Annotated in this window: 10 protein-coding genes; 5 read left to right on the top strand and 5 right to left on the bottom strand. The window is 65.3% G+C overall.

The genetic code is table 11. The features are described from left to right. The first annotated feature begins 184 nt into the window (after window positions 1–184). From CSC74_RS04895 to radA, 3 genes are all read left to right on the top strand, one after another. Entirely contained in the window at window positions 185–868 is a 684-nt protein-coding gene (locus tag CSC74_RS04895) for a lysoplasmalogenase (RefSeq protein ID WP_162313264.1), read from the top strand. A gap of 2 nt (window positions 869–870) precedes the next feature. Continuing rightward, on the top strand, window positions 871–2151 hold the full coding sequence (locus CSC74_RS04890) for a sterol desaturase family protein (RefSeq protein WP_343037876.1): 1281 nt from the start codon (window positions 871–873) through the stop codon (window positions 2149–2151). Window positions 2152–2594: 443 nt separating this feature from the next. Further along, complete coding sequence (radA, locus tag CSC74_RS04885) at window positions 2595–3974, top strand: DNA repair protein RadA (protein ID WP_162313263.1); 1380 nt, start codon at window positions 2595–2597, stop codon at window positions 3972–3974. Window positions 3975–4099: 125 nt separating this feature from the next. Here radA and CSC74_RS04880 read toward each other — a convergent pair whose 3' ends face one another. The 5 genes from CSC74_RS04880 to CSC74_RS04860 form a co-directional block, all read right to left on the bottom strand. Then, window positions 4100–5689, bottom strand: a complete 1590-nt coding sequence (locus tag CSC74_RS04880; protein WP_162313262.1) for a DHA2 family efflux MFS transporter permease subunit — start codon at window positions 5687–5689, stop codon at window positions 4100–4102. A 7-nt stretch (window positions 5690–5696) separates the two neighbouring features. After that, window positions 5697–6899, bottom strand: coding sequence for an HlyD/EmrA/EmrK family protein (locus tag CSC74_RS04875; RefSeq protein WP_162313261.1), 1203 nt, complete (start codon window positions 6897–6899; stop codon window positions 5697–5699). Next, window positions 6896–8377 (bottom strand): efflux transporter outer membrane subunit, encoded by a 1482-nt coding sequence (locus CSC74_RS04870; RefSeq protein ID WP_162313260.1) that lies wholly within the window; start codon window positions 8375–8377, stop codon window positions 6896–6898. The genes CSC74_RS04875 and CSC74_RS04870 overlap by 4 nt, the downstream gene beginning before the upstream one ends. A gap of 6 nt (window positions 8378–8383) precedes the next feature. After that, a complete protein-coding gene (locus CSC74_RS04865) occupies window positions 8384–8839 on the bottom strand; it encodes a MarR family winged helix-turn-helix transcriptional regulator (protein ID WP_162313259.1) in 456 nt (151 codons plus the stop codon). Between the two features lie 100 nt (window positions 8840–8939). Beyond that, window positions 8940–9734, bottom strand: coding sequence for a cytochrome C assembly family protein (locus CSC74_RS04860; RefSeq protein ID WP_162313258.1), 795 nt, complete (start codon window positions 9732–9734; stop codon window positions 8940–8942). A gap of 167 nt (window positions 9735–9901) precedes the next feature. Between CSC74_RS04860 and ffh the strand changes: the two genes are divergently transcribed. Both ffh and CSC74_RS04850 read left to right on the top strand, forming a co-directional pair. After that, window positions 9902–11272, top strand: a complete 1371-nt coding sequence (gene ffh / locus CSC74_RS04855; RefSeq protein ID WP_162313257.1) for a signal recognition particle protein — start codon at window positions 9902–9904, stop codon at window positions 11270–11272. Between the two features lie 250 nt (window positions 11273–11522). Continuing rightward, entirely contained in the window at window positions 11523–12314 is a 792-nt protein-coding gene (locus CSC74_RS04850) for an aminotransferase class IV family protein (RefSeq protein WP_162313256.1), read from the top strand. The last annotated feature ends 159 nt before the right edge of the window (window positions 12315–12473 follow it).

The following is a 12473-nucleotide window of genomic DNA, read 5'->3' as shown; positions in this document are numbered from 1 at the left end:
ACATCGCGATGCACCTGGATTCCATGATTCGCCAAGAGGTTGTGGTGCCCGGCGAAGAAACAGGATCCCCGTCTTCCCGGGCATTGGCGATCGAAAAGCCGCTCCCACGAAGATTCCGGCTTGTCGGCAGGCAAATGTCATGGGCATACGCTAAGGTATGGAGTTCCGGACATTCGCTATCCTCATGCCCCCTCGCAATACCTTGTTGACCCGCCTGGTTGCCGTCAGCGCCGTCGGCGCCATCGCCAGCGCGCTGCTCGATGGGCAGTGGATCTGGCTGCACTACGTGTGCAAGCCCTTGGCCACCTTGCTGATCCTCGCTTTGGCGATGGGCGTGTCGAACCCGGTTTCGACGCGCTATCGCCTGCTGGTCTGCGTCGGCTTGCTGTTCTCGCTGGCCGGCGACGTATTCCTGATGCTGCCGGGGGATTGGTTCGTGTCCGGGCTGGCGTCGTTCCTGCTGGCGCATCTCTGCTATGTGGTCGCTTTCGCACCCGGATCGGGCACTCGCGAAAAACTCATCGCCTGCGTGGTCTATGCCGCGATCGCCGTCGCCAATCTTGTCGGGCTGCTGCCGCGGCTGCCCGCGGAACTGCACGCGCCGGTTCTGGCCTATGTCGCCGTGCTGATGCTGATGGGCGCGCTGGCCGCGGCGCGTGGCTGGTCGTTGCGTCGCGATCCGCGACTGGCGGATTCCGCGCGCCTGGCGGCGATCGGCGGGGGGCTGTTCGTGCTCAGCGATTCGCTATTGGCATGGAACCGCTTCGGCGGCGGCATTCCGCTGGCTTCGCTGTGGGTGCTGGCCACTTACTTCATCGCGCAGTGGCATATCGCGCGCTCCGTCGATCTGCAGGCAGGAGGAAACTGAGCATGGCCGACAGGATCATGCTGTTCGCCATCCCCGGGTTCTTCATTTTGATGGCGTTGGAACTGCTGGCGGCGTGGATCATGAAGCGCCGCGTGTACCGGCTCAACGACTCCATCAACAGCATCGGTCTGGGCGTGCTGTCGCAGATCGTGGGAGTTTTCGCCAAGGTGCTGACCATCGGCATCTACGCCTGGGTGGTGCAGCGCGTGGCGCTGTTCGAGCTGTCGATGGACAAGGCCTGGGTCTGGATCAGCGCGCTGGTGCTCTACGACTTCTGCTACTACTGGCTGCACCGCATGGGCCACGAAGTGAACGTGCTGTGGGCCGCGCACGTGGTCCACCATCAGAGCGAGCGCTACAACCTGAGCACCGCGTTGCGCCAGACCGGCAGCGGCGCGCTGCTGGGCTGGATCTTCTACCTGCCGATGGCGCTGCTGGGCTATCCGGTGGAAGTCTTCGCGGTGGTCGCGGTGATCGACCTGCTGTACCAGTACTGGATCCACACCGAGCTGGTCGGCAGGCTGGGCTGGTTCGACCGCGTGTTCGCCTCGCCGTCCAACCATCGCGCGCACCACGCGGTCAACGATCGTTACCTGGACCGCAACTACGGCGGCATCTTCATCCTCTGGGACCGGATGCTCGGCAGCTTCGTCGAGGAAGACGACAACGATCCGCCGGTCTACGGCACGCGCGCGCCGTTGCGCAGCTGGAATCCGTTGTGGGCCAACGCCGAGGTGTACTGGGCGGTGGCCAAGGATGCGTGGCATGCGCGGCGCTGGCGCGACAAGTTGCGGGTCTGGGTCGCAAGGCCGGGATGGCGGCCGGCGGACGTGGCCGAGCGATTCCCGAAGCCCGAATTCGACCAGCAGCGCGAGGAATACGATCCGCCGGTGTCGCGACCGATGGCTTGGTATTGCCTGGTGCAGTTCGCGTTGCTGCTCGGGCTGGGAGTGCAGTTCCTGCAAACGGCGATGCTGATGTCGCTGGCCGCGGTCATCGTGTACCTGGTCTTCCTGATCGGAAGTCTTGTCGTGCTCGGCGCATTGCTGGAAGGGCGGCGGCTTGCGCGCTGGTTCGAGGTGGCGAGGTTGGTGTTGTTCGGCGCGATCCCGGCAATCAGTGGCTTGTGGCTGGATGGGAGCGAATTGCCACTTGCGGCGCGATGGATTTGTGCGCTGGTCGCTGCGGTCAGCATGATGATGCTGTTATTGGCTTGGCGGAGTCAGCCAACGATACGGAAGGACGAAGCCGTGACGATCGCCGATGGTGTAGACCTTCGTTAGATAAAAAATCGCGCAGACGCCATAGGGTGGGCCCGGCCCGCCGCATGCGGCGTAGCGAGATTCCCGCAGGTGGGTCAAGACCCGCCCTGCGCTTGCTCCAGGCATCCGGATGCTTATGTAGGAGCGACGCCAGTCGCGAAGTCCACGAACCTTGCGTTTCCATATGTCACGTATTCCCTGATTACCGCAGCCTCATGGCGAAGCATGGGACGCGGATGTGCCGCGATGGTGAGGGATCATGGACTTCGCGACTGGCGTCGCTCCTACATTGGTCTCATCGGCGCTCCAATCGCGGGATTCCCGAAGGCTGCTGCGATTCCGTTCGGCGGGCCGGGGCCCGCCTTGTGCGATGACGGGCGGGGTCCCGCGGCTATGGGGTCGAATCTCGCCCCACGCGATCCCGGCCGTCTATCCTGTGCACTGATCCTGGTAACGAGAACGGCATGGCCAAGAGCAAGACCGCCTACGTCTGCAGCGAATGCGGTGCAGAACACAACAAGTGGCAGGGGCAGTGCGCCGAGTGCGGGGCCTGGAACACCTTGTCCGAGATCGTGCTCGAAACCGCCGCCGCTGCGCCTTCGGCCGCGCGTCGCGGCGGTTGGGCGGGGAAACTGGAAACCCCGAAGATCACCGCGTTGAAGGACGTGCGCAGCAGCGAGGAGGCACGCGTGTCCACCGGCATCGGCGAGTTCGACCGCGTGCTGGGTGGCGGCCTGGTCGAAGGGGCGGTGGTGCTGGTCGGTGGCGATCCCGGCATCGGCAAGTCGACGCTGCTGCTGCAGGCGATGGCGCAGATGTCGCAGACCCTGCCGTCGCTGTACGTGACCGGCGAGGAATCGCTGGCCCAGGTCGCAGGTCGCGCATTGCGACTGGGTTTGCCGATGGACGGGCTGCAGGCGCTCGCGGAAACCGGCATCGAGAAGATCCTCGACCACGCCGTCGCCGCGCAACCGAAGATCATCGTCGCCGACTCGGTGCAGACCCTGTGGACCGATTCATTGACCGCCGCGCCCGGTTCGGTCAGCCAGGTGCGCGAAAGCGCGGCGCGGCTGGTGCGCTATGCGAAGGAAACCGGCACCGCCGTATTCCTGATCGGCCACGTGACCAAGGACGGCGGCATCGCCGGCCCGCGCGTGCTGGAACACATGGTCGATGCGGTGCTGTATTTCGAAGGCGAGAGCGGCAGCCGTTTCCGCGTGCTGCGCGCGTTCAAGAACCGCTTCGGCGCGGTCAACGAGCTGGGCGTGTTCGCGATGGGCGAGAAGGGACTGAAGGAAGTGCCCAATCCCTCGGCGATCTTCCTCTCCGGCGGCAGCACCCAGCAGCCCGGCAGCTGCGTGATGGTGACCCGCGAAGGCACGCGTCCATTGCTGGTGGAAGTGCAGGCGCTGGTCGATTCGTCGCCGCTGTCCAACCCACGCCGCGTGGCCGTGGGCCTGGAACAGAACCGGCTGGCCATGCTGCTTGCAGTACTGCATCGCCACGGCGGCATCGTCACCAGCGACCAGGACGTGTTCGTGAATGTCGTAGGCGGCATACGCGTGCAGGAAACCGCGGCCGACCTGCCGGTATTGCTCGCGGTGCTGTCGTCGCTGCGCGACAAGCCGCTGGCGGAAAAGACCATTGCCTTCGGCGAAGTCGGTTTGTCCGGCGAGATCCGGCCGATCCCCAATGGCGAGGAGCGCTTGCGCGAGGCAGCCACGCATGGATTCAAGCGGGCGATCGTGGCCAAGGGCAATGCGCCGAAGTCGGGTGCGTTCAAGGCGATGGAGGTCATCGCCGTGGATCGATTGTCCGATGCGCTCGAAGCTGCGTCGGAATAAACCGGCAGCGTAGGAGCGCGTAGGAGCGACGTCCCCCAAGGGGACTTCCTTCTGGGCGTAAGTCGCGAATGAAATTTCCTGGAACCTTCATCGCGACTTGCGTCGCTCCTACGCACGCCGGGTAGTCAGTGGCCGCCCGCGGCCGCGCCGCCACCCATCTTCGCCGCGAACGGCGGCCTGGCGAACCACACGAACGCGATGACCACCAGGAACAGGATCCCGAGCAGGTGGAAGATCTCGTTGAAGCCGATCTGCACGGCCTGCTGCGAAATCATCTGGTTCAAGACCACCGCGCCACGCTGTACGTCTCCACGGCCCAGCGCTTGCACCGTCTGCAGGGTGGCCGGATCGTAGGCGGAGATATGTTCGGTGAGTTGCGCGTGATGCACGGTAGTGCGCTGGCTCCAGGCCCAGGTTGTCAGTGACGCCGCGAAGCTGCCACCGAGAGTTCGCACGAACGTGGCCAGGCCGGAGCCCGCCGCGATCTCGTGCGGCTCCAGGTCCGACAGCAGGATGGTCAGCACCGGCATGAAGAACAGGGCCACGCCCAGTCCCTGCACCAGCTGCACCATCGCCACGCGTTCGAAATCCACTTCCAGGTTGAAGCCCGACCTGAAGAAACTGGTCGCGGCCATGACGATGAAGGCGAACGTGGCCAGCCAGCGCAAATCCATCTTCGTTGCGTACTTGCCCACGAATGGGGTCAGCAGCACCGGCAGGATGCCGATCGGCGCGCTGGCGAAGCCCGCCCAGATCGCCGTATAGCCCAGGTTGCGCTGGAGCCACAGCGGCACCAACAGGCCGACCGCGAAGAACGCCGAGTAGGCCATCACCATGGCCACCGTGCCGGCCGCGAAGTTGCGATGCCGGAACAGGCGCAGGTTGACGATGGGGTCCTTGTCGGTGAGTTCCCAGATCACGAATACGGTCAACGCGACCGCCGCGATCAGCGCCAGGGCGACGATCTTGGTGGAGTTGAACCAGTCTTCGTCGTTGCCCAGGTCCAGCAGGATCTGCAGCGCGCCCACGCCCAGCACCAGCATCGACAAGCCCATGTAGTCCATCTTCGGCCGTTCGAGTTTCTCCGGGCGGCCCTTCAACTGCCGGCCGACCACGATGCTGGAGAAGATGCCGATGGGGATGTTGATGAAGAAGATCCATTCCCAGCTGTAGTTGTCGGTGATCCAGCCGCCGAGGATCGGGCCGGCGATCGGCGCGACCACGGTGACCATCGCCAGCAACGCGATCGCCTGCCCGCGTTTCTGCGGTGGATAGATGGAAATCAGCAAGGCCTGGGTAACCGGATACATCGGCCCGCAGACGAATCCCTGCAGTGCGCGCGCCGCGACCAGCAGGCCCATGCTGTTGGCCAGGCCGCACAACAGCGAAGCGATCACGAAGGCCAGGGTGGCCCACATGAAGACCTTGCGTTCGCCATATTTGCGAACCATGAAGCCGGTCAGCGGCAGGGCGATCGCATTGCTGACCGCGAACGAGGTGATGACCCAGGTCGCCTGGTTGGAACTGGCGCCGAGGTTGCCGGAGATGGTCGGCAACGAGACATTGGCGATGGTCGTGTCCAGCACCTGCATGAACGATGCGAGGGCCAGACCAATCGTGGCCAATGCCAGGTTGGGTGGCGCGAACGGCCTGGCTGCGGGCTCCGGCGTCACCGGCAGGCCGAAACGCTCTTCTTCTTCTGCGAGGGTGGCCATGGGGAGATCAGCGATTGGCCGCGCCGGGCAGGTTCTGTTCGATGATGCCGGTGATCAGCGCATCGGCATCGTCCAGCTGCTTCTTGTACGCGACAGTGGCGAGCACCGGCTTCACGTCCTTGCGCGCGGCCGCGAGCGAAGAGCCGCTCTGGTCGCGCACGGCGACGTCGACGCTCATGCTCAGGCCGAGGCGCAACGGATGCTCGACCAGCTGTTCCGGATCCAGCTCGATCCGCACCGGCACGCGCTGCACGATCTTGATCCAGTTGCCGCTGGCGTTCTGCGCCGGCAGCAGCGAGAACGCGCTGCCGGTACCGAGGCCGAGCGCGGCGACCTTGCCGTCGTATTCGACACCGCCGCCGTAAAGATCGGAATGCACTTCGACCGGTTGGCCGATGCGCATCTTGCCCAGTTGGGTTTCCTTGAAGTTGGCTTCCACCCACACCTGTTCCAGCGGCACGATGGTCATCAGGGTCGCGCCCGGCTGCACGCGCTGGCCCAGTTGCACCTGGCGCTTGGCGACGTAGCCGGAGACCGGCGCGACGATCGCCGAACGCTGCAGGTTCAGATAGGCCTGGCGAAACTGCGAAGCGGCGGACTGCACCTGCGGTTGCTTCGAAAGCGTGGTGGCGTCGACCAGCGCGCGGCTGCGCGACAGGTTGCCGCGCGAGCCGCTGAGCGCGGCTTCCGCGGCGGCCAGCATGTCGCGCGCATGCGCCAGTTCCTCGCTGGAAACCGCGCCGCTGGCGACCAGACCGCTGCGACGATTCACGTCGGCGCGGGCCTGCGAAACCGCGACTTCGCGCGCACGCAGGTCGGCTTGCCCGGCATCGACGCTGCTGTACAGGCCGCGCACCTGACGCACGGTGCCGGCCAGATTGGCGACGGACTGGTCGTAGGCGACCTGCGCGTCGTTGGCATCCAGATGCACCAGCGCCTGGCCGGCTTCCACCTTCATGCCGTCGTCGGCATCGATGCTGATCACCGTGCCGCTGGTCTGCGGCACGATACTGACCACGTTGCCCTGGACGTAGGCGTCGTCGGTGTCCTGGTGCCAGCGCGCATAGAGGAAGTAGTAGGCCAGCCAGGCGATCGCGCCGACGATCACGATGACCGCGACGATCAGCAGCGCACGCTTGCGCTTGCTGTTCTTCGGCGCGACGGGTTCGGCTGGGGGAGTGGAAGCTTCGGGATTGATCTTGGAAGTCATGGGGTGACCGCGGTATTGGCAATGGGGGTTGTGGGCTGTTCGAGGACCAGGCCGCCGCCGAGGGCGCGATCCAGGTCGATGGCGGCAGCCAGTCGCTGCGCCTGCAATGCGGCGATCTGCTGGTCGAGTTGCAGCAACGGGCGTTGCGCCGAAAGCACGTCGAGTTGCGTGCCCAGCCCGGCGCGATAACGCGCCTGGGCCAGGTCCCAGGCGGATTGCGCCGCGGCGCGCGCGCGCTTGCTGGAATCGATCTGCTGGTCCAGCGAACGCGCGGACTGCAGGGCGTCGGTGACTTCATGCAGTGCGCCGACCAGGCTCTGGTTGTAGCTGGCGACGGCCAGGTCGTAATCGGCGTCGCTGGCATCGAGCTGGCTGCGCAGGCGGCCGCCATCGAAGATCGGCAGGCTGATCGCGGGCCCACCGAGGCCGAGCAGGGCATCGCTGCTGAACAGGTCGGACAGGCCGGCCGAAGCCAGGCCCACGATCGCGCTCAGGTTGATGCTGGGCTTGAACGAGGCCTTGCTGGCGTCGATGCCGCGGCTGGCCGCTTCCACCCGCCAGCGCGCCGCGACCACATCGGGGCGGTGGCCGAGCAATTCGCTGGGCAGCACGCCGGGAATGCCCGGGGTGCCGGCCTGCAACACTTGCGGATGGGCGATATCCAGGCCGCGATCCGGTCCCTGGCCCATCAGCGCGGCGATGGCGGTATGCGCGGCGTCGATCTGCTGTTGCGCGGCCTGCGCCTGTTGTTCGGCGCTGGCGATGGTGCTTTCGGCCTGGCGTAGCTGCAACTGGTTGTCGAGGCCGGCTTTCACGCGCTGCTGGCCGAGGTCGCGCAGGTGGCTGGCGCGGTCGTGTTCGTGGTTGGCGACGTCCAGCGCGGCATGGGCCTGGGCGAGGCCGACGTAGGCGCGGGCGATATTCGAGGAAAGCGTCAGCCGCGCGGCTTGCGCATCGATTTCGGCGGCTTTCGCCTGGCCGACAGCCGCCTCCCATTGCGCACGCTTGCCGCCCCACAGGTCCAGTCCGTATTTGAAGTCCAGCATCAACACGGTGCTGCCCAGGTAGGAGCCGCCTTCCGGCGCCGGGATCAGCGTTTCCGGCAACTGCACGCCGGAATACTGGCCGCTGGCGCTCAGCGTGGGCTTGCGCGCCGCTTCGGCCAGCCCGGACTGGGCCTGTGCCTTGCGCAGGCGCGCATCGGCGGCGTCCAGCGAAGGGTTGCCTTGCAGGGCTTCATCGATGAGGGCGTCGAGTTGCGGATCGCCCAATGCCTTCCACCAGTCCTGGCGCGGGAAATCGGCAGTGCTCAGCTTGTGCGCGTCCAGGCTGCGGTTGGCGGACAGGTTGTCGCCGCTCAGCGCGCGCGCATGCGGCTCGAGGCTACCGGTGCTGGCGCAACCAGCCAGCAGCAGAACCATTGCAATGGAAATGGCGACAGGCCGGACGAGCCCGCTGCGGAAGAGGGAAATAGGCATGTCGATTCAGTCGTTGGGGTGGGGCGGAGTCAAGTTGCGGAGCACCTGGTTAAGCAGGCGGAACAACTGTTCGCGCTCGCTTGCATCCATGTCCTGCACGGCGCGATCACGCACGCGCTGGCCGCAATGGTTGATGTCGCGCCAGATCGCCAGGCCGGCTTCGGTCAGCACGATGTTCAGGGCACGACGGTCGCTGGGATCGGCCACGCGTTGCAGCACGCCGCGAGCTTCCAGTCGATCCAGCAGGCGTGTCATCGCGCCCGGGTTGAGCTGGGCATGGCGTGCGAGGTCGGTGACCCCGGCCGATCCATTGGCCAGTTGCTTGATGGTCATGAACTGGCTGTAGGTCAGGTCATGACCCGCCAAGGCCATTTCCCGGGCCACATCGGCCCACATCGCATCACGGACCTGCCGGAACAGCAGGCCCATGTTGGCTTCGGGATGGGTAGGTACTTCGGGCATGGCGGGGGAATATCCTCGCCTAGGCAATAGTTGTCAATGCAAATATTGTTCCAGCAATGAAATATTGCGTCGCAGCAGTGCGGTTTTCTTCACCAATCGATCAAGTGGTTCGTTCCAGCACCAGCTCCAGCACGAATTTGCTGCCGAAGAAGGCCAGCAGCAGCAGCGCCATCGCCACCAGCGTCCAGCGCACCGCCTTGCCGCCACGCCAGCCATAACGCCAGCGGCCCATCAGCAGCGCGCCGAAGGCCAGCCAGGACAGCACGCTGAGCACGGTCTTGTGGATCAGGTGCTGGGCAAACAGGTTCTCGACGAACAACATCCCGGTCAGCAACGTGGCCGTCAGCAGGATGAAACCCACTGTGATCGTGCGGAACAGCAGGTCTTCCAGCTCGGTCAGTGGCGGCAGGGCGCGCAGCCAGGCATGGAACTCGCGCCGACGCAGTGCGCGCTCCTGTGCCCACAGCATCACCGCCAGCAGCGCGGCGATCGCCAGCGTCGCGTAGGCCAGCAACGCCATCCAGGCATGCAGTTGCAGGCGCCAGTCCAGTCCGCGCGAGGGTTCGTGTCCGTAACAGTGATAGGCGAACAGCAGCAGAGCCGCGAGCGGGAAGGCGAGCACTCCCAACCCGCGCATGCGTCCTTGTGCGCCCACCACCGTGGTCATGGCCGCCATGCCCAGACCCACCAGCGACAGGGCCGCGAAGAAATGCATGTCGGGGCCGCCGGGAGTCCGCCATGCCACCAGCAGGTGATAGCTGCCGTGCAGCAGCACGCCGCCCAGCGCCGGCCAGAACCATCCGCGTCGGGAGCCGAGTTTGTCGCTGGCGACCGCGCCCACCAGCAGGCCGGCGGCGACCAGGTACAGCGCAATGGCGATGAGAACGATTGTCATCGGTTGAGTGTCGCATACAGGCCGCCGTTTGTAGGAGCGGGCCTTGCCCGCGATGCCCTTCTGGCAACACGCCAGGAGCATCTCGGGCAAGGCCCGCTCCTACGGCCGGGTGATCCCAAGAGCCAAGGCTATAATCCACGCCCGTTTTCCGCCTGCAGTCCTTGCCCATGTTCGAGTCCCTCACCCAGCGTCTTTCCGGCACCATCGAGCGCCTGCGCGGTCGTGGCCGCCTGAGCGAGGAGAACATCCGCGAGGCCACCCGCGAAGTGCGCATCGCCCTGCTCGAGGCCGACGTGGCCTTGCCGGTGGTGCAGGCGCTGATCGAACGCATCAAGGTGCGCGCGGTCGGCCAGGAAGTGCTGAAGAGCCTCACCCCCGGCCAGGCCCTGATCAAGATCGTGCGCGACGAGCTGACCGCGGTGATGGGTTCGGCCGCGACCGACCTCAACCTCAACGTGCCGGCGCCGGCGGTGATCCTGATGGCCGGCCTGCAGGGCGCGGGCAAGACCACCACCGTGGCCAAGCTGGCCAAGCACCTGAAGGAAAAGCGCAAGAAGAAGGTGATGGTGGTCAGCGCCGACGTCTACCGTCCGGCCGCGATCGAACAATTGAAGACCCTGGCCCAGCAGGTGGACGTGCTGTTCTTCGCGTCCGACGCCTCGCAGAAGCCGGTCGACATCGTCAATGCGGCGATCGCGGATGCGCGCAAGTCGTTCGCCGACGTGCTGATCGTCGATACCGCCGGCCGCCTCGCCATCGACGAAGCGATGATGGCCGAAATCAAGGCATTGCATGCCGCGGTGAAGCCGGTCGAAACCCTGTTCGTGGTCGACTCGATGACCGGCCAGGATGCGGCGACCACGGCCAAGGCCTTCTCCGAAGCGTTGCCGCTGACCGGCGTGGTCCTGACCAAGACCGATGGCGATGCGCGCGGTGGCGCGGCCCTGTCGGTGCGCTATGTCACCGGCAAGCCGATCAAGTTCATCGGTGTCGGCGAAAAACCCGACGGCCTGGATGTCTTCCATCCGGACCGGGTCGCCAGCCGCATCCTCGACATGGGCGACGTGCTGTCGCTGGTCGAGCAGGTGGAACAGAACGTCGATCAGGAAAAAGCGGCCAAGCTCGCGGCCAAGGTCGCCAAGGGCAAGAAGTTCGACCTCAACGACATGCGCGACCAGCTCGAGCAGATGCAGAACATGGGCGGCATCAGCGGCCTGATGGACAAGCTGCCCGGCATGGGCCAGGTGCCCGATAGCGTCAAACAGCAGGTTACCGGCAAGGAAGTGCCGCGCATGGTCGCGATCATCGGCTCGATGACCAAGAAAGAGCGGCGTAATCCGGCCTTGCTCAACGGCTCGCGCCGCGCGCGCATCGCCCGCGGTTCCGGCACCACCCCGGCCGATGTAAATCGCCTGCTCAAGCAGTACCAGCAGATGGAAAAGATGATGGGCAAGCTGGCCGGCGGCGGCATGAAGGGCCTGATGCGCGGCATGAAGGGCATGATGGGCGCGCGCGGCGGCGGCATGCCGTTCCGTTGAGCCATCGTGCCGGGATGGGTTGAAAGGTTGTAGCGTCCGCAAATAGTGAGTTCGTCATGACCAGCCATTCGGCTGTTGAAAGCCCCGCGAAGGCGGAAGTGCATTTCAACGGCGTAGCCGGTCAACCCAGTGCCTCTGTCTGTGCAAGCCGGAAGTCGCCGGGTCCCCGCCCCCGATTACAGCATTCGAGGGCAGGCTCTTCGCGGGGATGACGGCAGTTTTCCAAAGTCGCGATCATCACGGGATGGGCATGCACGCAGCTTTCCTGAACGGACAACCCGCAAGCGCGGAAGACCTGCGCACTCTCGCGCTGGTCAACTACGGCCACTACAGCTCCATGCAGGTGCGCAACGGTGCGGTGCAGGGGATCGAGTTGCATGAGCAGCGCCTGCAGGCGGGAACGCTCGAGTTGTTCGACTGCACCCTGGACTTCATGGCAGTGCGGGAACGGATGCGTGCCGCGGTCGCCGCCGCGCCGGACTGCACGTTGCGCGCCACGGTGTTCTCCCGGAGTTTCGACTTCCGAAATCCGGCGGGAAGCTTCGATCCCGAAGTCCTGATCTCGCTTTCGCCGCCCGCGCCGGCTTCCGCGCGGGCGCTGAAAGTCAAATCGTTCGCCTTCCAGCGTCCGTTGCCGCACATCAAGCATGTGGGCACCTTCCCCTTGTTCCACTATCGGCGACTGGCGCTGGGGCAGGGTTACGACGATGCCCTGTTCGTCGACAGCGAGGGCAAGGTCTCGGAAGGTTCGGTCTGGAATGTCGGATTCTGGGATGGGGGGCAGGTGGTCTGGCCCCAGGCCCCGGCGCTGCGTGGCACTTCCGAGCAACTGCTGCAGACAGGTTTGCGGGAGTCCGGCGCCAGGCAGGTCGTGCGTGAGGTCCGCTTGTCCGAACTGGGCGGTTTCAAGGCCGCATTCACCAGCAATGCCAGCGGGATCCAGCAGATCGCAGGCATTGATGAGACTGGATTCACGGCCGATCAGGAATTGGCTTCGATGCTGCAGGAAGCTTTGGAAAGCCGGCCCTGGCACCCCCTGTAGGAGCGGGCCTGGCCTGCGATCCTCTTCATTTCCGGTGAATCAAAAGCATCGCGGGCAAGGCCCGCTCCTACAGGGGGTGGGTTTCTTTCGGTCTTTCAATGGCTTACAATCCCCGGTTCACCGCGCCGCAATGGCGACTGGGCAACACAGGAAAGCAGC

The sequence above is a fragment of the Pseudoxanthomonas yeongjuensis genome (assembly GCF_010093345.1).
GTDB lineage: Bacteria > Pseudomonadota > Gammaproteobacteria > Xanthomonadales > Xanthomonadaceae > Pseudoxanthomonas_A > Pseudoxanthomonas_A yeongjuensis.
The sequence above is the reverse complement of the archived record's forward strand: the minus strand, read 5'-3'. Positions and strand labels throughout refer to the sequence as shown.

What these genes read in the sequence shown, in the direction of transcription:
- CSC74_RS04895 (WP_162313264.1), top strand. Translation starts at nt 185, where the DNA reads ATGCCCCCTCGCAATACCTTGTTGACCCGCCTGGTTGCCGTCAGCGCC.
- CSC74_RS04890 (WP_343037876.1), top strand. Translation starts at nt 871, where the DNA reads ATGGCCGACAGGATCATGCTGTTCGCCATCCCCGGGTTCTTCATTTTG.
- radA (WP_162313263.1), top strand. Translation starts at nt 2,595, where the DNA reads ATGGCCAAGAGCAAGACCGCCTACGTCTGCAGCGAATGCGGTGCAGAA.
- CSC74_RS04880 (WP_162313262.1), bottom strand. Translation starts at nt 5,689, where the DNA reads ATGGCCACCCTCGCAGAAGAAGAAGAGCGTTTCGGCCTGCCGGTGACG.
- CSC74_RS04875 (WP_162313261.1), bottom strand. Translation starts at nt 6,899, where the DNA reads ATGACTTCCAAGATCAATCCCGAAGCTTCCACTCCCCCAGCCGAACCC.
- CSC74_RS04870 (WP_162313260.1), bottom strand. Translation starts at nt 8,377, where the DNA reads ATGCCTATTTCCCTCTTCCGCAGCGGGCTCGTCCGGCCTGTCGCCATT.
- CSC74_RS04865 (WP_162313259.1), bottom strand. Translation starts at nt 8,839, where the DNA reads ATGCCCGAAGTACCTACCCATCCCGAAGCCAACATGGGCCTGCTGTTC.
- CSC74_RS04860 (WP_162313258.1), bottom strand. Translation starts at nt 9,734, where the DNA reads ATGACAATCGTTCTCATCGCCATTGCGCTGTACCTGGTCGCCGCCGGC.
- ffh (WP_162313257.1), top strand. Translation starts at nt 9,902, where the DNA reads ATGTTCGAGTCCCTCACCCAGCGTCTTTCCGGCACCATCGAGCGCCTG.
- CSC74_RS04850 (WP_162313256.1), top strand. Translation starts at nt 11,523, where the DNA reads ATGCACGCAGCTTTCCTGAACGGACAACCCGCAAGCGCGGAAGACCTG.